The following is a 22,032-nucleotide window of genomic DNA, read 5'->3' on the forward strand; positions in this document are numbered from 1 at the left end:
AGTCGGTGCCCGTGTTGAAGGACCTCTTCCGGGGAAGGCCCCGGTACGCCACCGTCAGCCCCACGCCCACCGAAACCCGGGAGGCGCCGCCCCAGCCGGCTCCCCGGGAGGCCCCCGACGGCCTCTGGCTCAAGTGTGCCGGCTGCGAGACGATCCTTTACAGGAAAGAACTTCAACAGCACGGCCAGATCTGCCCGCGCTGCGGGTACCACTTCCGCATCGGCGGGTGGGAGCGGCTGGAGCAGCTGGCCGACGCAGGCAGCTTCACGGCGTGGGAGGACCACCTGGCCTCCGTGGACGCCATCGGCTTCCCCGAGTACCGGGAGAAGCTGGCCAGGGCCCAGGCCCGGACGGGCCTGTCGGAGGCGGTGCTGGTGGGCCGGGCGGCCATCGAGGAGCTCCCGGTGGCGTTGGGCGTCTTCGACTTCAACTTCGTGGGCGGGAGCATGGGTAGCGTGGTGGGCGAGCGGCTCACCCGGCTTTTCGAGCGGGCCGAGCGGGACCGGTTGCCGGTGGTGGTCGTTTCGGCCGGTGGCGGCGGGGCCCGCATGCAGGAGGGGATCCTCTCCCTCATGCAGATGGCCAAGACGAGCCAGGCGGTGGCGCGCTACCGCCGGTGCGGGATGCCCTACCTCTCGGTGCTGACCGACCCCACCATGGGCGGCGTCTACGCGAGCTTCGCCTCCCTGGGCGACGTGATCATCGCCGAGCCGGGGGCGCGCATCGGCTTCGCGGGCCCCCGCATCGTGGAGGAGACCACCCGCCAGAAGCTGCCCGCGGGCTTCCAGACGGCCGAGTACGCGCTCCAGAACGGCATGGTGGACCTGGTGGTCCCGCGGCCCAAGCTGCGGGAGCAGCTGGCGCAGCTCATCCGACTGCACCTGTAGGGTCCCGCAGGTCCGGCCGCGCTGGCAAGCCGCGTCGCAGCGGGGAGGCGCCGGGGCCGGGGTCCCACCCCGTGGTGCGACGGACGAGGAGGAGACAGGGTGGCGGCGAGCGACTTCGAGTGGGAACGGCCTCTGATCGAGCTGGAAGAGCGGATCCGTGAGCTGCAGAACTTCACGGACCAGCAGGGCATCGACCTGAGCGACGAGATCACCAGCCTGAAACGCCGGGCCGACCAACTCCGGCACGAGATCTTCGCCAACCTCACCCCCTGGCAGCGGGTCCTCCTGGTCCGGCACCCCCGCCGCCCCACCACCCTCGACTTCATCGAGTGGATCTTCGACGAGTTCGTGGAGCTCCACGGCGATCGCACCCACCGCGACGACGCCGCCATGGTGGGCGGCATCGCGCGGCTGAACGGGCGGCCGGTGACGGTGATCGGGCCCCAGAAAGGCCGCGACACCAAGGAGAACATCCGCCGGAATTTCGGGCTGCCCCATCCCGAGGGGTACCGCAAGGCCATGCGGCTCATGAAGCAGGCCGAGCGCTTCGGGCGCCCGATCATCACCCTGATCGACGTGGTGGGGGCCTACCCCGGCATCGAGGCTGAGCAGCGAGGGCAGGGCCTGGTGATCGCGGAGGCGATCCTGGCCATGTCGGAGCTGCGGGTGCCCATCGTGAGCGTGATCACGGGCGAGGGCGGCAGCGGCGGTGCGCTGGCCATCGGGGTGGGCGATCGCGTCTGGATGCTGGAGAACGCCTGGTACTCGGTGATTTCCCCGGAAATGTGCGCGCAGATCCTGTGGAAGGACACCAAGCGGGCCGCGGAGGCGGCCGAGGTGCTGCGCCTGACGGCCCGGGACCTTCTGGAGCTGGGCGTGGTGGAGGGGATCGTGCCGGAGCCCATGGGCGGGGCGCACCGTGATCCGGAGGCGACCGCCCGCAACCTGAAGGAGGTCCTGGTGCGGGAGCTGGCCGCCCTGGAGGGTTCGGACCCCGACGGGCTGGTGGAGGCCCGCCACCAGCGGTACCGGCGCCTGGGGCGGCTGTCTGAGGGGCACCCCGGGATCCTTCCGGGAGCACCGGCCGAAGGCGAGGGGGAAACCCCCGGCGGCGACGACGAGGAGGAGGACGAACCCTCAGGGCAGGCCGCCTGGACGGGTGGGCTCCCGGCGGACGTCCCGTCCAGGGAGTAGCGGGCCCGCGGCCCGGAGGGGGCAGGCATGGACCAACCGCACGGGGCGCCCGTTCAGGCGCTGAAACGGACCAAGATCATTTGCACCATCGGGCCGGCCACCGAGTCCGTCGACACCTTGAGGGCCATGGTGGCGGCCGGCATGGACCTGGTGCGGCTAAACTTCTCCCACGGCACCCTCGACGAGCACCGCCGCCGGATCGAGGCGGTGCGCCGCCTGCAGGCCGAGGGGGCTGGGCTTGCCATTCTGCAGGATATCCAGGGTCCCAAGATCCGGCTGGGGGAGGTTCCCGGCGGCCGGGTGACCCTCGAGCGCGGCCAGGAGGTAGAGGTCTCCGCGACCCTGCCCCCCCGGGCGGCGCCCCTGCGCCTTTCCATCCCCTACCCGCCGCTGGCCGAGCAGCTGGGCCCGGGCTCCACCCTCTTCCTGGACGACGGCGAGGTGGAGCTGCGGGTGGAGGCGGTGGAGGGCGAGGCGCTCCGCTGCCGGGTGCAGGTGGGCGGCGACCTCTCCTCCCACAAGGGCGTCACCCTTCCGGGCGTGAGGGTGGGCTTACCGCCCATCACCCCGCAGGACGAGGCGCACATCCGCTTCGGCGTGGAGATGGGCGTGGATTGGGTGGCCGCCTCCTTCGTACGGGCGGCCGAGCACGTGGAGGCGGTGCGCGACGCGATCCGGCGGGCCGGGGGCGACCAGCCCGTGGTGGCCAAGGTGGAGAACCGCCAGGGGCTGGAGGCCATCGACGAGATCATCGAGGCGGCGGACGCGGTGATGGTGGCCCGGGGCGACCTGGGGGTGGAGATTCCCCCTGAAGAGGTGCCCATGGCCCAGAAGATGATCATCCAGAAGTGCAACGCGGCCGGCAAGCCCGTGATCACCGCCACCCAGATGCTCGACTCCATGGCCCGGAACCCCAGGCCCACCCGGGCCGAGGTGACCGACGTGGCCAACGCCATCCTGGACGGCTCCGACGCGGTGATGCTCTCGGGTGAGACGGCCGTTGGGCGCTACCCCGTGGAGAGCGTGCGGATGATGGCCGCCATCTGCCGCCGCACCGAGGCGTCGATCAACTACGCGGCCTTGCTACGCGAGCGCCGCCCCCGGGACGGGACGTCGGTGGCCGAGGCCATCGCGCATGCCACCTGCCAGACCGCCCAGACCCTGGGCGCCCGGGCCATCGTCACCTCCACCCAGTCCGGGGCGACGGCCCGCATGGTCTCCCGTTTCCGCCCTGAAAGCCCGATTGTGGCCATCACACCCAGTTCCGGCGTGCGCCGCCGCCTCAACCTGGTGTGGGGGGTGGTGCCGCTGCTGGTGCCCCGAGCCGAGAGCATCGATCAGATGATCGACCTGGGGGTGGCCGCTGCCCGGCACCAGGGCCTGGTGTCCCAAGGGGACGTGCTGGTCATCGCCGCCGGGGTGAAGACGGGCACGCCGGGCTCCACCAACCTGCTGCAGGTGCACATGGTGGGGGAGGCATCCCGGAAGGGCTGATCCGGCCGCCGCGGTGCCAGCGGCCGCCCTGAGCCGGGGTGAGGCCGGTGCCGTGGGCGGTCCGGTCGCGGGGAGGGCCGCCGCCCCGTCGGGGGAGGATTTCCGCCCGCGGGTGCCCAAGTCACAGGACGGTTGGGATTCTGGCTGGAGGGCGGGGGAGATCGTGGTCGTAGGCGTTCCCAAGGAGATCAAGAAGGACGAGAACCGGGTGGCGCTGACGCCCGCGGGGGCTGCGGAGTTGGTGCAGGCGGGCCACCGGGTGGTGGTGGAGCAGGGTGCCGGCGCCGGGAGCGGCATGGCGGACGAGGAGTACCGGGCCGCGGGGGCCACCCTGGTCCCCACCCACGCGGACGTCTTCGCCGAAGCGGACCTGATCATCAAGGTCAAGGAGCCTGTCGAGCCCGAGTTCAACCTCTTCCGGCCCGGCCAGATCCTCTTCACCTACCTGCACCTGGCGGCCACCGAACCGGTCACGCGCGCCCTCCTGCAGCGGCGGGTCACCGGCGTCGCCTACGAGACCATGCAGGAGCCCAACGGCGCGCTGCCGCTCCTCACCCCCATGAGCGAGGTGGCCGGGCGCATGAGCGTCCAGGTGGGCGCCCAGTTTCTGGAGGAGATCCACGGCGGCCGTGGGGTGCTGCTGGGAGGCGTCCCGGGTGTTCCCCCGGCTGAGGTGGTGGTGCTGGGCGCGGGCACCGTGGGAAGCAACGCCGCCCGCATCGCCTTGGGCATGGGAGCCCACGTGACCATCATGGACAAGCGCGTCGACCGCCTGCGCTACCTGGAGGACGTGCTCACCGGCAACCGCATCACCGTGGTAGCCAACCAGCAGACGGTGGACCGGGCGGTACGCTATGCGGACCTGGTCATCGGAGCGGTGCTGGTGCCGGGCGCACGGGCACCCCGTCTGGTGGGTGAGGAGACGGTGAAGGGGATGAAGCCGGGCGCGGTGATCGTGGACGTGGCCGTGGACCAGGGCGGCTGCATCGAGACCGTCGACCACCCCACCACCCACAGCGACCCGGTCTACGTGAAGCACGGGGTGGTGCACTACGCCGTGGCGAACATGCCCGGCGCCGTGCCGCGCACCTCCACCCTGGCCCTCACCAACGCGACGCTCCCCTACGCTGTGGAGCTGGCCCGAAAGGGCGTCCGGCAGGCGGTGGCCGAGGATCCGGTCCTGGCCGGGGGCGTGAACGTGATCGACGGCCACGTGACCCATGCCGCGGTAGCCGAGGCGCACGACATGGAGTATGTACCTCTGGAAAGGGTTCTCGCCGGGTAGCCGGGGCGCCGGCCGGGGCTGGAGCAAGCCCAAGATCCCCGGCCGGCCCGGGACGTTCCGGCGACGCTTCTACCAAAGAGGAGGATCCTTCTGAACGCACAGGCCGCACGGGCGCTGAACCACGCGTACGCCCGGGCGTTCGCCGCCTCGGGGGCCGTCTTCAAGCAGGCGGCCAACGTCCTGGCGGGTGGACTCACGCACGACTCGCACGCGCTGGACCCCTTCCCTCCCTACGTCACCAAGGCCCAGGGCGCGTACAAGTGGGACGCAGACGGTCATCGGCTCCTGGACTACTGGATGGGCCACGGGGCCATGCTGTTGGGCTTCAACCACCCCAAGGTGGTGGAGGCCGTGGAGCGGCAGCTCGCCCGGGGTCCCTTCTACGGAGCCGAGCATCCCCTGGCGCTGGAGTGGGCCGAGCGGATCCAGCGGATGGTTCCCTCCGCCGAGAGGGTCCGCTTCACCGTGACGGGCAGCGAAGCCACCGAACTGGCCGTCCGCCTCGCCCGGGCGGCCACGGGCAAGCCGTTGGTGGTCAAGTTCAGCGGGCACTTCCACGGCTGGCACGAGCCCCTCAGCCGGGGCATCGCTCCGGGGGAGGCCGCCGAGACCGGCAACGGCCGGGCACGGCCAAAGGCGGGAGCCGATGGGGCCGCCCCGGCAGGGCCCGGCGGGGAGGCGCCCGCCACGCGCCTGGTGCCGCCGGACCGGCTGGACCAGGTCGAGGAGCTCTTGGCCACGGGGCAGGTGGCCGCGGTGATCCTGGAGCCGGGCGGCGGAGCCTGGGGCGCCATCCCCGTGAACGTGGAGTGGCTCCAAAGCCTCCGGGATCTCACCCGGAAGCACGGAAGCGTGCTCATCTTCGACGAGGTGATGACCGGCTTCCGCCTGGCCCCTGGCGGGGCTCAGGAGCGCTACGGCGTGCTGCCGGACCTGACGTGCCTGGCGAAGATCGTCTCCGGGGGCATGCCGGGCGCCGCGGTGGCTGGGCGGGCGGACATCCTGGAACATCTGGCCTTCGGGGACGAGGCGTGGAACCGCACCCGGAAGGTGCCCCACTTCGGCACCTTCAACGCCACCCCCCTCGCGGCCGCCGCGGGCATCGCCACCCTGGACGAAATCGCCTCAGGCAGGGTGCTGCCTTACGTGGACCGCCTGGCCGGCAAGCTCCTGCAGGCGCTGAACGAGCGGCTGCGGGCCCGGGGCGTGCGGGGGTACGCTTACGGGCAGGCTTCCATCTTCCACGTGGCGCTGGGGGTGGATCCTCCCGAGGGCGACCAGCCCACCGCCCGCCAGTGGCAGGCGTTGCTGGAGGCGGCCAAGGGCGCGTCCACCCAGTGGCTGCGGAAGGCCATGCTTCTGGAGGGCGTGGACCTCATGCGGACCGGCGGCTTTCTCTCCGCAGCCCACGGCGACGACGAGGTGGAGGAGACGGTGCTGGCCTTCGACCGGGCGCTGGAAAGGCTTCGCAAGCTGGAGCCGGCCTGGGTGGGCTGACGGGGGGGCGGGTTCGTGCAGGCGGGGAAGCTCTCGACGGCGGAGCTCAGGCGGCGGGTCTTGACCCACCTGGGCCACCGCAGGCCCGAGGTGCGCGTGCGCGCCGGGGTGGGGCTCGACTCGGCGGTCATCGACCTGGGGGGCGACCTCTGCGTGGTCTCCAGCGATCCCATCACCGGAGCGGGGGAGGGCGCGGGGAGGCTGGCGGTGGTGGTCTCCTGCAACGACGTGGCCGCCATGGGAGCCGTCCCCGTGGGGGTCCAGGTGACGCTGCTCCTCCCCGAGGGCGCAGGCCCGGAAGACGTGGAGCGGTTCATGGAGGAGGTGTCCGGCGCCTGCGAAGCGCTGGGCATCGAGGTTCTGGGCGGCCACACCGAGATCACCTCCCGGGTGACCGCCCCCGTGCTGGTCACCACCGCCGTGGGCCGGGTGCCGCCCGAGCGGCTGGTGCAGGCGTCGGGCGCCCGGGCGGGTGACGGGCTGGTGGTGACCAAGGGCGTGGGCCTGGAGGGAACGGCCATCCTCGCCACGGACTTCGCCCAGGATCTGGAGCCCCGGGTGGGTGCTGAGGTCCTGGCCCGCGCCCGACGCTTCACCGAGGAGCTGAGCGTGGTGGCTGAGGCGCTGGCGGCGGCCCGGTTGGGCGCCACGGCCATGCACGACGTCACCGAGGGCGGCCTCTACGGAGCCTGCCGGGAAATGGCCCTCGCATCGGGGCTGGGGGTGGAGCTCTGGACCGACCACCTCCCCGTGCGCCCCGAGACCCGCGCCATCTGCGAGGTGCTGGGCATGGACCCCGCCGGGCTCATCTCCTCCGGCACCCTCCTCATCGCCGCCCCGGACCCCGAGGCCATGGCCGGCGGACTGAAGGAGGAGGGCTTCCAGGCCTTCCCCGTGGGCCGGCTGGTCCCGAGCGGCTTCTGGCGCCTGGAGCGCAAGCCGTTCCCAGGCCCCGGCGCCGGCAGGCGCCCCTTCCCCGAAGACGAAGAGGACGAGCTCTGGCGGTTCCTGCGGACCCGGTAGGCCCGGGCGATGGACGGCGGGGCCCACGCGAACAGGAACCAGCGGCGGGCCCGGCCTCCACGGCGCGGCGTAGCATGGGGCGCGGGTCGATCGAGCGTGCACGCTCCGATCGAGAGCCCGCGTCAACCGACGCCTGTGGAGGTGGAACGGATGAACTGGAGCTATCAGGTGATGCCGGGCCGGGAGCCCGTGCAGGTTCTTCCCCTGCCCGTGGCGCCGCGCCCCAGGCTCCGCCCCAGCCTACGTATCCTTCGCCTGATCGAGCTGATCCTGCGCAACATCCGGCGCAAGGAGCGTCAACTCGCACGAACCCGGCGGGAGGTGGACCGGCGCCTGCTGCGCCGGAGCATCGCAGCGGAGCGGAGGCAGCTCCGCCTGCTGCTGGGCATGCACGCGCGCTCGGCCGGGTTCGCGCCCTCGCTCTCGGAGATCCAGCCCATGGAGGAGCCAGCCGCAGCGGGTCCGACCGCGGCCGACGCAGAGGTGGCCGAGCTGATGGAGGGCGAGATGGAGGTGGCCGAGGAGCTGCGGGAGGCCATGGCCGAGGCCGACGATGAAGAAGCTCGCATGATGCTCATGGAGATGCACATGGAGACCATGGAAACGCTGGCCGGGCTTGCGGCCATGGCCGGTATCCAGGGGACGGTCGCGGGGACGAGCCCCGGCGGGTGAGGCACCACCGGGTGCGGACGGGGAACGGCGCGCCCGATCGCCCCGCCCGCGGGGAACCAGGCGGGTCCCGCCCTCGGGTGGAGACCCCATTTGGGGCTGGTGGGCAACCCACCCCGGGTGGGGACGACTGCCCCTGGCTCCAGTTTCTGCCTGGATGATAGGCTGGAGACAGAAGCGCCGATGGGAACGCCCTCGCCGGGTGAGGCGGCCCTTCCGCCGACCCTGTACGGGACGGGCCCATGCCGGCGCCCGGGGCAGCCGTTCGCTCTGAACGGCGGGCCCTACCACGAGCGAGGTGATCCGCGTGACGAGCTTGGCACGACGCGGCCTGCGGCGTGGGGGTCTCCTGGCCGTACTCGTTTTCGTCCTCCTGGTGGTGGCTGCCGTCGCGCAGGCCGGGCCCAAGCAGGAGCTGGCCAACTCAGCCCACTCCACCCCTGTGGAGAGTGCGGCTACCCGGGCGGCCTGCGCCACCTGCCACGACGGCCCGACCTTTGCCGGTGAGCGGCCCGAGGGCGTGACCATCACCGACCCCAAGGGCCTCTCATGCACCGACTGCCACGACTGGAGCGGCTCCCAGGCCCCCGAAGGCCTCAGGGTGTACGGGGAAGCGAAGCTGCCCAACGGGCTGGTGCTGCAGAACGGCTCCGCCGCCCTGTGCGTCACCTGCCACAACGGGCGGCGCGACACCGGCGACCCGAAGACCGCACAGGGCCTCTCGGCGCCCCACCGGAGCCCCCAGGGCGAGATGCTGGCGGGCACGGGGGCCTTTGAGTTTCCGGGGTACCGCTACACCAACTCGGTGCACACCACCCTGGAGGAGGGCTGCGTCGCCTGCCACATGGCACCCGGGCCGGCGGAGGGTGAGGCGCCCTTCGAGCGCATCGGGGGCCATACCTTCACCATGGCCTACGAAGGCACCGAGAACCTGAACGCCTGCACCGACTGCCATCCGCTGGCCACGAGCTTCAACCGGCCCGCGACGGCGGACTGGGACGGCGACCGGCGACTGGAGGGCGTGCAGGACGAGGTGCACGGGCTGGTCGAGCTCGTCAAGGGGGCCATCGAGGCTGCGCTGGACGGCGGCCGGGGCGGCGTGATCCACGAGTCCCACGGCGCGGTGGAGTTCCTGAAGAAGGATGGGCAGACCAAGCTCGAGGGCGTGCCCGAGTCCATCTACAAGGCCACCTACAACCTGCTCTTCGTGGAGAACGACGGTAGCCTGGGCATCCACAACACCGCCTACGCGGTGCAGCTCCTGCAGTCCTCGTATCAGGCGGTGACCGGGCATCCGGTGCCCGACGCGGCCATCCGCTGACCGGAGACCCAGACCAAAACTGGCGCCGGGCGGTGCCCCGGCCGTCGTTCGGAGGCCCCGGTCGGGGCCTCCGGCGCTTCTCTGTTGGGGTGGCTGGCTGCCCGAGGGTGACCAGGCGGTAACTGTAGGGCGCTGCCTGCCCGATGGGGCTGCTCACATCGCCGCTCCTGGCCAACATCCGGCGGGAGCAGCGGCTGCTCGCCCGTGCCCGCCGGCCGATAGACCGGCGTCTGCTGCAGCGAAGCATTGCCGCGGAACGCCGGCAGATTCGCCTGCCCCTGGGATTGAACTCGCGTGTTGGTTTCTCGACCCCGACTCCAGGCGGCATGGCTCTAGCTGCCTGGGGTCGCGGCTCCTTTCTCTACAGTAGCCCCACCACCGCTGCCGGCCCCCTGAAGACGATGCGGCTGATGAAGAGCGCCAGCTCGCTCGGGGAGTGCGCCATTCCCGTATCGAACCAGTGCTGGATGAGCCCCAGTTGAGCCGAGGTCGCAAAGGCGATCAGGTAGTCGGGGGGAATGAGCAACTCCGACGGCCTGGCGCGTCCGGAGAAGAGTTTGGGAAAGAGATGTGACGCCATGAGCTCCTTGATCTGCGCGGGAAAGGCCGGGTCGCCCTTGGGCCCCAGCATCGCCTTGAAGAAGGCCGCGTGCTGGGTCAGGTACTCCAGGATCGCGACGATCTGCGGGTAGGTTTCGTCTTGGGCAGCATAGGCCAGGAGTTCGAAGGGATCGGCCCGGTCCACCAGCTTGCGCAGCCCCTCCAGGACCTCGACCGTGTTCCGCTCGATGAAATCGTAGATGTCCCGGTAGTGCAGGTAGAAGGTCCCCCGGTTGATGTCCGCCCGCTCGCAGAGGCTGCTGACAGTGATCCGGTCGAGGCCTTCCTCGTCGATCAACTCCACCAGCGCCTGACGCAGCAGCCGGCGGGTCCGGCTCTTGCGGCGATCAACCCTGTCGGACACGTTGGCCCGCCCTCCAGCCTCTTCCACGAAAGATAGACGATCGCCGGGCGCGATGACGACTAGACGGCATCCTGCCCATCATTGGTCATTGCTCCCTCCGACCGCCTCAGTATACTTGATGGTGTAGCCATTAATCAACGCCATGTTCATCTGGTGAGGAGGAATCCGTACACGCGGCGCCCGCACAGGCCGCTGGAGTTCCACGGTCGCGCCCGTGTTCTCGACGGACGGAGGCGGCACTGATCCTATGGCACGCTGGATCGAAGGCATGCTGCGTCATCCCAGGGCGGTGATCGCTGGGGCAGTCCTGCTCTCCCTACTGGGGGCGCTCGGCATCACCCGCATCGAGATCGACGACCGTCTCGAAGCGCTGCTCCCGCCCGATATGGAGTCGCTGGTCGTCTGGCACGAGATCGAGGAGATCTTTGGCACCACGGAGCCCATCGTGGTGGCAGCAGGGCGGGAGGGGGCCTCGATCTGGGACCCAACCACCCTGCGCACCGTGGACCAGCTCCGGGCGAGGCTCGAAGAGCTTCCCGAGGTCGACTCGGTGACCGGCATCACCAACGCGAACCACCTGATCGCCTCCGACTTCGGCTTCGAGGTCGGGCCCCTGCTGGAGATGGAGCGGCTTGAGGAGCCGGGCTACCTGCAGGCGGCACGCGGTGCGCTCGGCGGCAACGAGATGCTCCAGGCGCTGGTCTCCGAGGACGAGGCATACACCCTCCTCCTGGTCACCCTGCGGGTGGATGCCGACGAGGTGGCAGCAGGGCCCGCCATCCAGCGGGTCATCGATACTCTGGAGCCAGAGCTCGACGTCCATGTGGCCGGCACGCCCTTCTTCCTGGGCGTGATCGCGGAGGAGATCCGCGGCGACGTCCTGTCACTGGTCCGCTTCGTCTTCCTCGTGCTCTTCCTGGTGGTCCTCTTGAGCCTGCGTTCCCTCAAAGGCGCCCTCCTCACCATGGCAGTCATCGCGCTTACGGCCATGACCACCCTGGGGCTGATGGGGTGGACGGGAAACAAGTTCACCGTGGCCAACACGTCGATGCCCATCGTGCTCCTGGCCATCGCCAGCGCCGATAGCATCCACATCATCACCCATTTCCTCCGACGGCTGCGCGCCCGCGGCGACGCCAGAGAAGCTGCGGCGGAGACCGTGCGTCACCTGATGCTGCCGGTCCTCCTCACATCGGTGACCACCGCCCTCGCCTTCCTCTCGCTCATCGGCTCGCCGATCACCGTCCTGGGCCCCTACGGCTACCTCACCGCCATCGGCGTCGGGTGGGCGTGGGTCCTGTCGGCCACCTTCCTTCCGTGCCTCCTTTCGATCTCCAGGTGGCCCGCCCATGGAGCCGTCCGGGGCGGGCAGGCCGCCCTGCGTACCTTCTGGTCGCGGCTGGCCGGCGTGGTGATCCGGCGCAGGGTTGCTATCACCGGGATTGCCACTCTTCTGGTGGTAGCGTCCGCCCTGGGAGTACCGCGCGTCCTGGTCGAGGTGAGCATGACCAGCATGCTCTCCCCCGAGAGCACCCTGCGGCAGGCGTCCAGCTTCCTCGACGAGCGGTTCAGCGCCGGCAGCAACCTGAGCCTGCTGGTGACGGGCGACCTCTATGATCCTGCGCTTCTCGAGGACATGCTGGACGTAGAGGCGTTCATCGAGGGCGAAGAGGGCGTGGGGCACGCCCGCTCGATCGCGGATCTGGTTGCCAGCATGAACAAGGCGTTCAACGGCGAGGATCCGGCCTTCGAGCGGATCCCGGAGACACGGGAGGCGGTCGCCCAGTTGCTCCTGCTCTACTCCTTCTCTGGCGACCCGGCGGACCTGGAGCGGTTCGTCACCACCGGCTACGACCGGGCCCAAATCTCCGTTCAGATGGAGTCTCTCTCCACCCAGCGGGTGAGCCGGATGGTGGACGATCTCAAGCGCTACCTCGAGGCCGAGAAGCCCGGCCTGCGCGCCGCCCCCACCGGGTTTGCCGTCTTCTTGCGGGATCTGGTACCGTTGGTGGTCCGCTCGTCGGTGACCAGCGTCATCGTTGCCCTCATCATCATGGTGCTCGTGGCCGGGATCGCCTTCCGATCGGCCCGCCTGGGGATCCTGACGGTGGTGCCCCTCGGTGCGACGGTGGTCCTCCTCTTCGGGATCATGGGGTGGACGGGAATCCCATTGAGCCACGTCAACGCGCTCATGGCGGCTATCGCCATCGGCGTGGGCGTCGACTACGCGATCCATTTCGTGGCGGCCTACCAGCGCCAGGGGAATGCCGGCCGTCGTCGGGAGGAGCGGGTGACCGGAGCCCTCATGGAGGTGGGGCCTCCAGTCGCCTTCAACGCCCTCTCGGTGGGCGGCGGCTTTGCGGTGCTGCTCGCCTCGCGCTTCGTCCCCATCTCGTTCCTGGGCGGGCTGGTCACCTTCGCGATGATCGTCTCCGCCCTGGGCGCCCTGATTCTGATCCCGTCCCTGCTCCTGATGGGCCGGGAGAAGGCGGCGACCAGGCCCGTCCCGAGCGATGCCGAAAGACCCGTTTCGGAGTGAGGCGTTCAGGCGCCCGCAGCGGCGCCCGCAGAGCAAGCACGATGGAAGGAGCGAGCAGCGTGCGGAGAGGTTGGAGCGGGCTGGCAGCCCTGGCAGTATTCCTGGTCCTGGCAATGGCAACGGCGGCGGCCCTTCTACCCACCGAAGGGCTCGCTCAGACCATGAGCGCCCGGGAGATCGTCGAGCGGTCCGAGAACCGGCCGGAACCCAGAGACCTGGCAGCAACCCAGACGATTCGGCTCATCTCCCAGGCGGGGGGCGAGCGATCGATGCAGATGCAGACCTTCCGCCGAGGCGACGAGCGGATGATCCTCTGGTTCGTCGCTCCCGGCGAGGTTCGAGGGACGTCGCTCCTGCGGGTGGAGCGTGAAGACGGTGAAGCCGACATCTGGCTCTACCTGCCGGCGATGAGGCGGACGCGGCGGGTGAGCGGGTCGGCCCAGTCGGGCAGCTTCATGGGGACCGACTTCTCCTACAACGACATGGGGCGCCGCCGCCTGGACGACTACGAGTACACCCTGGTGGACGAGGCGGAACTGGACGGCGAGGCGGTCTGGGTGATCGAGATGGTCCCCCGTGCCGGGGTGGAGAGCGACTACAGTCGCATCCGGCGGTACATCCGAATGTCAGACTTCGTGACCCTCCAGGAGGACCTCTACGACGGGGCGACCCTGTGGAAGGTGATGACCGTCGGGGACATCCATCAGATCGGCGGGTACACGCTGCCGGGACGGCTGGAGATGGTCGACGTGGTGAAGAACCACCGCACGGTGATGACCTTCGACGAGATGGCCGTCGACCAGGGCATCGACGAGAGCTTCTTCTCCCCCCGCAGCCTGGAACGGATCCCGTAGACGTACCCCGGGCCGACTGGAGGTGTCCTTGGTGACCCACGGACCAACCGATCGCTGGACGATTCTTCGCCCCGTACTCGTCGTGACTCTTGCCGCGGCCCTGGTTTTCGTCGGACCCGAGGCGGTGTGGGCTTCCGGGGTCGGCTACGTGGGGAGCGTCAGCCCCCGGATCACCCTGGATCCGGAGGATGGCTGGAGGAGCGTGCCCGACGCCTACCGGCTGGCCCAGCTGGCGCTCTTCTCGTCCACCGATCGGTTCGGCTGGTACCTCTCGGGATCGGCCGAGAGCCGCGGCGGGAACCAGGAGATCGATCTCGCCCTGGGCGAGGCGTACGTGGACGCCTACCTCCCCCGGGTGGACCTGCGACTCGGGCGCCAGCTGGTCGCATGGGGAACGGTGGACGGCAACAACCCGGTGGACAACCTGAACCCTGCGGACCTCACCCTCTTCTCGTCGGCAACGGAGCCGGCCGAGGCCAAGGTTCCCCTCGCCGCGCTGCGGGCCGTCTCCTACTGGGGAACCTACCAGGACCTGCGGGCCGAGCTGGTGCTGTTGCCCGAGTTTCGCGGGCACGGACTGCCCGAGAGTCCCCCTCTGACGTTCCCGGTGGAGGAGCCCGAGGTGGACCTCCTGGCGCCGGACTGGGGCGTGCGGGTCCAGCGCAGCTTCGACCGGTTCGACCTCGCGCTCTCGTACTATGACGGCCACGAGCGCATGCCCACGCCGGATCCGACCGTTCCGCCCTCCGCTGCGCACTACCTGCCCGTGCAGGTTCTGGGCCTGGAAGGGGCCGTCTTCGACCTGGGCGACCTGACGCTTCGGGGGGAGGCCGCCTACTTCCTGACAGCCGACGAGGACGCCTTCATGCAGGTGAAGAACCCTTACCTCCAGTACGCGCTCCAGCTCGAGTACCTGTGGGGTATGGAGACCACTCTGATGCTCCAGTACCTGGGATCCCATGTGACCGGCATCGACAGCCCGGCCGAGGAGGAGTCTCAGGAGGAGATCCCCTTCCGTGCCGGGGCGCCCCTCTTCAACCTGGACAGCCGCGCCGTCGCCCTTGGCCTCCGCCACGAGACGACGTGGCTCAACGTGAGGCCTCTCGCCCTGATCTGGCAGGGCGTCCTGGGCCTCGACCGGGGAGGCTTCCTCACCGGCGCCACCCTGGACCTCTCCCTGACCGACAGCCTCTCCCTGGGGCTCGGGGCGAGGATCGCCCGGGGGCTTGAAGGGACCCCTTTGGCTGCCGTGGGCCAGGCGGGCCGGGTCTGGACCGGGGTGGAGTACAGCTTCTAGGGTGTGGGGCGGGGGCCCCGCTGTGAGCACCGGCTTCCGCTACTGGCGCTCAACCTGACGGCAGCCCCGGACGAAAGGGGGAGTAAGGCGAGGCATCACGTGGTGTGAAGCGAGGCTGACGGGACCATGAAGGGCCGACCGCGCCGGATCCTGCTCATACTTCCTCTTCTTCTCTGGACATGGTGGGCGGGACCGATCCGGGCCGACGAGGCCGCCCGGATGATCGAAGAACCCGGCTTGCATGGCAGCCATGGTCTGGTAGGCGACCCAACCAACCCCTTGACGGGTGAGTACCTCTTCAGCCGGACGGACCTTACCGTCCCCGGAGTCGGCATCCCCTTCGAGTTCACCCGGGCCTATGGATCCAACTCGTCGATCAACGGGCCGCTGGGTCCCAAGTGGACCCACACGTACAACCGGACGCTCACGATGCTTTGGAACTACTCCATGGATGTCCGGGACGAGCAGGGGCGCAGGTGGCACTACCGCTTCATACCGGATCCCGAGATCCCCGTGGACTCCTTCGACGGGGACCCTTTGATCGAGATAAGCCTCGATCTGGGGTACTTCGTCTCCAGCGTACTCAACTCCAACACCCTGCACCGCAACCTGGACGGGACGTATGTGGAGCGCACCAAGGAAGGTCTGGAGTACCATTACGACGGGTACTGGGCGAAATGGCGGGGCGAGAACCAAAAACCGACGGCGGGCAAGCTCCTGTCCATCACCGATCGCAACGGCAACCGCATCAGCCTCACCTACGATGAGGAGGGGCGGCTGATCCGGGTTGAAGACACCGTCGGCCGCAGGTACGACCTCTTCTATGAAGGGCATCTCCTGGTGGAGCTCAGGGACCCAGAGGATCGCCGGTGGCGCTACGGCTACGACGAGTCGGGGCGCCTGACGCAGGTTGCGAACCCCATCGGGGCCATCTGGCAGTTCGCGTACGACTCCGAGGGCCGGATGACCCGGCGTACGAGCCCCTTGGGGCCGAGCGTCCGGTATCGGTACGACGAAGAGGGGCGAGTGAGCGAGGTCTTCGGGCTGGACGGGTCGCTGATCAACCGCTTCCGGTATGAGCGGGGCGATCTCCTGCGCACCGAGTACACGGACATGGCGGGTGGAAAGACGGTCTACGTCTTCGACGCCACGGGGCACCTCATCGAGGTGCAGCACCCGTCGGGCGGCGTGACCCAGCACGAGTACGATGACGGCTTCAACCGGATACGATCGGCCTACTCTGAGGAGGGAGAGACGAGGGCCCGCTACGACGAACGGAAGAACGTGGTCGAGTGGTTCGAGCCGTCGGGGGAGGCCTACCGTTTCACCTACGAGCCGGATTTCAACGGGGTCACCCGAATCGTCGACGGGCGCGGGAACGTGACGGAGCTGACGTATGACGACCGAGGCAACCTGATCCGGGTCGTCGACCCGCAGAACGGGACGACACGCTATACGTACCACCGCAACGGGCTGCCGGCGACGGTCACCGATCCCGAAGGGCGCGTCACTGCCTTCGTCTATGACGAGCAGGGCAACCTCGTCACCCGCATGGAGCACGACGGGGCGCTGACCCGCTACACCTACGACGGCCTCGGCAACCTGCTGAGCGAGACCGATCCCGCGGGGCGGACGACCCGGTACCACTACGACGAGCTCGGACAGGTGGTCCGGGTGGACGAACCGTCGGGCGCACAGCATCGCTACACCTATGACCTGGAGGGGAACCTGGTTGCCTACGAGGATCCCTCCGGGAGGATTCACCGATGGCCGTACGATCGCCTAGGGCGAACCTGGCCCTCCCTCGGGGAGATAGACTAGCCGCGCGCGTCCACCGCCGCTCCCCTGCCTCCTCGGCCGGGAAGGTCCTGAAGACCTATCCCTTGGCCCCAGCGACTCGGGCGGGAAGCTCCCTAAGCCACCGAACGCCCTCGGGCGAGACAGAGCAGGCGGCGGCCCGCACCTGGACGCCAGCCTCGTGCGCCCGCCGCAGCGTTCGGGCGAAGGCCGGATCGTTGGCGGCGTAGGGCGCGAAGGCGCGGGCGTCGTCTCTCAGGATAACGAAGAGGACCATGGCCAGGGCGCCGATCCGGCGGGCTTCGATCAGCTCCTCCAGGTGGCGGCGGCCCCGGTCGGTGGGAGCGTCGGGGAAGAGCGCGACGCCCTCCTGCACCAGGGTGACGGACTTGGCCTCGCCCCAGAAGGGACGGCCCGTTCCCGACTCGGTGCCGGCCAGGTCCAGCCGGCTTTGCCTGAAGCAGACCTCCTGCCGGAGCTCCGAAAGGCGGGGGGCCCTGGCCAGCAGGCCAAGCTCCAGGATCCGTAGGGCCAGGCGTCCGGGCAGGCGGGCGTCGACGCTCACCCAGCCCGTCCTGTCGCGGCCGGCCGCCTGCACCAGCACCAGGTCGCCGCAGGTGCGGCGGGCGGGGTCGGTGGAGGCGCGAAGAAGCCCGGGGGTGCCCGGGCGGAGCAGTTCGTTGAGGCGACCCGAGTTGGGCAGGTGGGCGAGGGCAGGGGCACCGTGCCTGTCCACGCGAACGGCGAAGCGGTTCACCCGCCGCACCACCCGGACCGGCTCCAGCCCCCCGGCGAAGGAGAGCAACATCAAGCCGCCTGCACCCGCCCGGGCCCCGCGGGACCCGGGCGCGTCCGGCACGTCTCTCCCCGAACAGGCTTCATGCGGGCCTAGCGGCCGTTGCACTCCCGGCACAGGCCATGGAATTCGAGCCGGTGGCTCTCGATCCTGCCGTCGGTCCACTCGGCGGCCTTGGCCTCGAGACCCTCCACCAGTGGCATCTCCAGGTCCTCGATGCGGCCGCAGTCGTCGCACACGAAGTGGTAGTGAAGCCGGGGATCGCCGTCGTAGCGGCTGTAGGAGCTGCCGTACGACATCTCCTGGGCCTCGCCCATCTCCGTGAGGATCTTCAGGTTGCGGTAGACGGTCCCCAGGCTGATGTGCGGGATCTCCTTGCGGACCTCCTGGTAGATCCAGTCGGCGGTGGGGTGCTCGTGCGTCATCCGGAGGACCCGCAGGATCGCCTCGCGCTGGCGCGTGTGCCGGAGGAAGCGGGGACGCTTCTGCTGCTGGATGGACATCGTGCATGCCTCCCTCAGGTCCGGGCCCAAGTCTCCGCTCGGTTCCGCGGAAAAGGGGAATCATTACCCGACCCCACTTTATTACGGATTTCACAAGCGGTCAATCACGCCTTCTTACTAGTATCGACAGGACATAGCTCTCTTTATCATTAGTACATCTGACCCCCACGCGACGGGACATGTCACGTGCCAGTCCCTCATCGACGTGACGGGAACTAGGGTGGCAGTGGTAATGACATCGGGTCGCAACCGGATGCGCGACCGAACGGCTCGGGCCGTGCAACGCGGCGAAGGGCGCCCGGACGCGCCAGCGGGCGCGAAGACGACCGGGCAGGTACCCGACCGCCTCCCAGTCCGCACGCCTCACCGTGTGCCTCGCCAGGGGGCGCGCCTCGCCAGGCGCGGAGGGTGTGCGCCGCGCCCGGCGAGGGCCGTTCACAGGAGTTTCCGCAGCACCGCCTGCAGGATGCCGCCGTTCCGGTACGACTCGAGCTCCACCGGCGTGTCGATGCGGGCCGTCACCTGGAAGCGGACCTCGGAGCCGTCCCCGCGCCGGGCCTGCACCGAGAGGGTGGCGCCCGGCTGAAGGTCGCCGGCGATGCCCTCGATGTCGTAGAGCTCGGTGCCGTCGAGCCCCAGGCTCTCCCGGCTCTCACCCGGAAGGAACTGGAGCGGCAGGATCCCCATGCCGATCAGGTTGCTCCGGTGGATGCGCTCGAAGCTCTCGGCGATGGCCGCCTGCACGCCCAGGAGGTACGGGCCCTTGGCCGCCCAGTCGCGGGAGGAGCCGGTGCCGTACTCCCTGCCGGCCAGCACCACCAGCGGCACGCCCTCCTGGCGGTAGGCCACGGCCGCGTCGTAGAGGGTCATCACCTTGCCGTCGGGCAGGTGGCGGGTCCAACCGCCCTCGGTTCCGGGCGCCAGCAGGTTCCGCAGCCGGATGTTGGCGAAGGTGCCCCGCATCATCACCTCGTGGTTCCCCCGCCGGGAACCGTAGGTGTTGAAGTCCGCCACCCCGACGCCGCGCTCCTGGAGGTAGCGACCGGCGGGACCGTCCTTGGCGATGGCGCCCGCAGGCGAGATGTGGTCGGTGGTGATCGAGTCGCCCAGCACCGCCAGCGCCCGCGCCGACCGGATGTCGGCCGGGGCCGGAGGATCGAGGGGCATGTCGACGAAGAAGGGCGGCTCCTGGATGTAGGTGGAGGCCGCATCCCACTCGTAGAGGTCGCCCTTGGGAACGGGCAGGCCCTTCCAGCGCTCGTCGCCCTCGAAGACCTGGCCGTAGCGGTTCCGGAAGATCTCCGGGCGGAGGGTCCGGTCGATGGTCTCCCGGATCTCCTCCTGGGTGGGCCAGATCTCCTTCAGATAGACGGGCCGGCCGTTGGGGTCGTAGCCCAGGGGGTCGGTGGCCAGGTCCACGTCCATGCGCCCGGCCAGGGCGTAGGCGATGACCAGGGGCGGTGAGGCCAGGTAGTTGGCCTTCACCAGCGGGTTGATGCGGCCCTCGAAGTTCCGGTTGCCCGAGAGGACCGCCGCCACCACCAGGTTCCCTTCCTCCACCTGCTTGGCCGAGGCTTCGGGGAGCTGGCCGCTGTTGCCGATGCAGGTGGTGCAGCCATAGCCCACCACGTGGAAGCGGAGCGCCTCCAGGTAGGGAAGCAGGCCCGCGGCCTGCAGGTAGTCGGTGACCACCCGGGAGCCCGGGGCCATGCTGGTCTTCACGTAGGGCTTCACTCGCAGGCCCCGCTCCACCGCCTTCCGGGCCAGGATGCCGGCGCCCACCATCACCGACGGGTTCGAGGTGTTGGTGCAGCTGGTGATGGCGGCGATGGCCACCGCGCCGTCGGAGAGGCGGCCGTTGTCTGAGCCGTTGGCGGCGGCGCCCGCCTCGCTGCCTGCAGCGCTTGCCGGGTCGCTGCCCGCTGGCGCCGCGTGGCCGTTGCCAGACCGCCCGAACGACTCGGCCAGGGCCTTCTGGAAGCTGGTCTTCACCTGGCCGAGGGGCACCCGGTCCTGGGGCCGGCGGGGGCCGGCCAGGCTCGGCTCCACCGTGGACATGTCAAGCTCGAGCACGTCCGAGTACTGGGGGTCGGGGGAGCCGTCGGTGCGGAAGAGACCCTGCTCCTTGCAGTAGCGCTCCACCAGGCGCACCTGCTCCTCCTCGCGCCCGGTGCCCCGCAGGTAGGCCAGGGTCTCGTCATCGACGGGGAAGAAGCCCATGGTGGCGCCGTACTCGGGGCTCATGTTGGCCAGGGTGGCCCGGTCCGGCAGGCTCAGGGTGGAGAGGCCCGGCCCGAAGTACTCCACGAACTTGCCCACCACGCCCTTCTTCCGCAGCATCTCCGTGACCCGCAGCACCAGGTCGGTGGCCGTGGCACCCTCGGGCAGCCGGCCCGTGAGCCGGACGCCCACCACCTCGGGGATGAGCATGGAGTAGGGCTGCCCCAGCATGACCGCCTCCGCCTCGATGCCGCCCACGCCCCAGCCCAGCACCCCCAGGCCGTTGATCATGGTGGTGTGCGAGTCCGTGCCCACCAGGGTATCGGGGAAGGCAGCCACCTCGCCCCCCTGCTCCCGGAGCTGCACCACGCTGGCCAGGTACTCCAGGTTCACCTGGTGGACGATGCCCGTGCCCGGCGGCACCACCCGGAAGTTGTCGAAGGCCTTCTGGGCCCAGCGGAGCAGGGCGTAACGCTCCCGGTTCCGCTCGAACTCCTTCTCCACGTTGCCCAGGAACGCGTACTGGGTGCCGAAGAGGTCCACCTGGACCGAGTGGTCGATCACCAGGTCCACGGGGATGAGCGGGTTGATCTTCTTCGGATCGCCGCCCATGCGCTTCATGGCCGAGCGCATGGCGGCCAGGTCCACCGCGGCGGGCACGCCGGTGAAGTCCTGCAACACCACCCGGGCCGGCATGAAGGCGATCTCCCGGGGCTCGGCGCCCGGCTTCCAGCGGGCCAGGGCCTCCACGTCCTCAGGCCTGACCACGTAGCCGTCCACATGGCGCAGCAGGTTCTCGAGCAGGATGCGGAGCGAGAAAGGAAGGCGGTCGATGGAGGCGAGGCCCTGGTCCTCCAGCCGCCGGAGACGGTAGACGACGGCCGGACCCCGGGCGGTCTCCAACGTTCCCCGGGCCCCGAAGACGTCCGAACGGGCAGCCATGGATGTCCCTCCCACAAAGACCCCTGCAACTGGTATTGGATGCTGTGACAAACGGTACGAGACCATTATACCGGGGCGGGGTGGGGGGAACAAGAAAGGGGTGGCGGCGTCGCGCGGGCACGAACGGCCACAGCTTCGTCGCTGCTGGCTTCGCCGCAGAGGAGATGGGGAGGAGGCGCCGGGCATCTATGACGAAATCTAGACTGCACGGTGCCGCCCAGGAGGGCGCCCCCGTACCAATGATCCCAAGCGACTCATGCGCACCTTGACAACTGGTTCACCGTCGTTGATTTGGCCTGACGAGTTGTTCAGCATGACACGGCATTCGATCCGAGGGGAGTCGATACGAACGCGAGGGAGGACGAGTAGCCGCGACTATAGGCATAAGTGTGGCAAGTGTGTCGCACCTCAGCACTTCCGGGGGGCTTCGTGAATCGACACGCCACGAAGAGGCCGTTTGCTTAGTGTGATCCCCACGCGCGTGGGGGTGAACCGCCAGAGGCCCAGGGATCGGATCATCCGTTGGCGTGATCCCCACGCGCGTGGGGGTGAACCGCTTATTGCTGCCGTCGCTATTGCCTATGAACGGTGATCCCCACGCGCGTGGGGGTGAACCGTTCCAGGCCGCGTCTCAGCTCGTCTCGAACGTGTGATCCCCACGCGCGTGGGGGTGAACCGTCGATGCCGTCCTGGAGCACCTGGACGCTCATGTGATCCCCACGCGCGTGGGGGTGAACCGTGGAGCCCGGC

The 22,032-nt window shown here is 69.5% G+C and carries 16 protein-coding genes and 1 CRISPR repeat array (1 of these 17 running past the window's edge); of the genes, 12 read left to right on the forward strand and 4 right to left on the reverse strand.

Annotated features, from left to right (window positions below; genetic code table 11):
- The first annotated feature begins 11 nt into the window (after nt 1–11).
- From accD to LIP_RS06700, 8 genes are all read left to right on the forward strand, one after another.
- Nucleotides 12–887: an acetyl-CoA carboxylase, carboxyltransferase subunit beta gene (gene accD, locus LIP_RS06665; protein WP_068135938.1), complete on the forward strand. Its 876-nt coding sequence runs from the start codon at nt 12–14 to the stop codon at nt 885–887.
- A gap of 99 nt (nt 888–986) precedes the next feature.
- On the forward strand, nt 987–2,081 hold the full coding sequence (locus LIP_RS06670; protein ID WP_068135940.1) for an acetyl-CoA carboxylase carboxyltransferase subunit alpha: 1,095 nt from the start codon (nt 987–989) through the stop codon (nt 2,079–2,081).
- Nucleotides 2,082–2,108: 27 nt separating this feature from the next.
- A complete protein-coding gene (gene pyk, locus LIP_RS06675) occupies nt 2,109–3,575 on the forward strand; it encodes a pyruvate kinase (protein WP_068135943.1) in 1,467 nt (488 codons plus the stop codon).
- A gap of 163 nt (nt 3,576–3,738) precedes the next feature.
- The gene (gene ald / locus LIP_RS06680; RefSeq protein ID WP_068141669.1) at nt 3,739–4,860 is read left to right on the forward strand and encodes an alanine dehydrogenase; all 1,122 of its coding nucleotides are present in this window, start codon (nt 3,739–3,741) and stop codon (nt 4,858–4,860) included.
- Nucleotides 4,861–4,974: 114 nt separating this feature from the next.
- The gene (locus tag LIP_RS06685) at nt 4,975–6,357 is read left to right on the forward strand and encodes an aspartate aminotransferase family protein (protein ID WP_082725968.1); all 1,383 of its coding nucleotides are present in this window, start codon (nt 4,975–4,977) and stop codon (nt 6,355–6,357) included.
- Nucleotides 6,358–6,372: 15 nt separating this feature from the next.
- On the forward strand, nt 6,373–7,380 hold the full coding sequence (locus tag LIP_RS06690; protein WP_068135949.1) for an AIR synthase family protein: 1,008 nt from the start codon (nt 6,373–6,375) through the stop codon (nt 7,378–7,380).
- 150 nt (nt 7,381–7,530) lie between these two features.
- Complete coding sequence (locus tag LIP_RS06695; protein WP_068135951.1) at nt 7,531–8,052, forward strand: hypothetical protein; 522 nt, start codon at nt 7,531–7,533, stop codon at nt 8,050–8,052.
- Between the two features lie 304 nt (nt 8,053–8,356).
- Nucleotides 8,357–9,370, forward strand: a complete 1,014-nt coding sequence (locus LIP_RS06700) for a cytochrome c3 family protein (protein WP_068135954.1) — start codon at nt 8,357–8,359, stop codon at nt 9,368–9,370.
- 361 nt (nt 9,371–9,731) lie between these two features.
- Here LIP_RS06700 and LIP_RS06705 read toward each other — a convergent pair whose 3' ends face one another.
- On the reverse strand, nt 9,732–10,334 hold the full coding sequence (locus tag LIP_RS06705) for a TetR/AcrR family transcriptional regulator (protein ID WP_068135956.1): 603 nt from the start codon (nt 10,332–10,334) through the stop codon (nt 9,732–9,734).
- A gap of 247 nt (nt 10,335–10,581) precedes the next feature.
- Between LIP_RS06705 and LIP_RS06710 the strand changes: the two genes are divergently transcribed.
- From LIP_RS06710 to LIP_RS06725, 4 genes are all read left to right on the forward strand, one after another.
- On the forward strand, nt 10,582–12,873 hold the full coding sequence (locus LIP_RS06710; protein WP_068135959.1) for an efflux RND transporter permease subunit: 2,292 nt from the start codon (nt 10,582–10,584) through the stop codon (nt 12,871–12,873).
- A gap of 59 nt (nt 12,874–12,932) precedes the next feature.
- Entirely contained in the window at nt 12,933–13,727 is a 795-nt protein-coding gene (locus tag LIP_RS06715) for an outer membrane lipoprotein-sorting protein (protein WP_068135964.1), read from the forward strand.
- Nucleotides 13,728–13,758: 31 nt separating this feature from the next.
- Nucleotides 13,759–15,024 carry a DUF1302 family protein gene (locus LIP_RS06720; protein WP_068135969.1) on the forward strand — a complete coding sequence of 422 codons (1,266 nt, stop codon included), beginning with the start codon at nt 13,759–13,761 and terminating at the stop codon, nt 15,022–15,024.
- Nucleotides 15,025–15,243: 219 nt separating this feature from the next.
- Nucleotides 15,244–16,845 carry a DUF6531 domain-containing protein gene (locus LIP_RS06725; protein WP_158509581.1) on the forward strand — a complete coding sequence of 534 codons (1,602 nt, stop codon included), beginning with the start codon at nt 15,244–15,246 and terminating at the stop codon, nt 16,843–16,845.
- A gap of 55 nt (nt 16,846–16,900) precedes the next feature.
- Here the strand turns inward: LIP_RS06725 and sfsA are convergent, their stop codons facing one another.
- The 3 genes from sfsA to acnA form a co-directional block, all read right to left on the reverse strand.
- Nucleotides 16,901–17,629, reverse strand: coding sequence for a DNA/RNA nuclease SfsA (gene sfsA, locus LIP_RS06730; RefSeq protein WP_068135976.1), 729 nt, complete (start codon nt 17,627–17,629; stop codon nt 16,901–16,903).
- Nucleotides 17,630–17,709: 80 nt separating this feature from the next.
- Nucleotides 17,710–18,120 (reverse strand): Fur family transcriptional regulator, encoded by a 411-nt coding sequence (locus LIP_RS06735; protein WP_068135979.1) that lies wholly within the window; start codon nt 18,118–18,120, stop codon nt 17,710–17,712.
- Between the two features lie 435 nt (nt 18,121–18,555).
- Complete coding sequence (gene acnA, locus LIP_RS06740) at nt 18,556–21,282, reverse strand: aconitate hydratase AcnA (protein WP_082725972.1); 2,727 nt, start codon at nt 21,280–21,282, stop codon at nt 18,556–18,558.
- Nucleotides 21,283–21,748: 466 nt separating this feature from the next.
- A CRISPR array of direct repeats spans nt 21,749–22,032; the repeat unit is 29 nt; unit sequence GTGATCCCCACGCGCGTGGGGGTGAACCG; it runs 4,198 nt beyond the window's last position.

It is taken from the genome of Limnochorda pilosa, assembly GCF_001544015.1.
GTDB lineage: Bacteria > Bacillota > Limnochordia > Limnochordales > Limnochordaceae > Limnochorda > Limnochorda pilosa.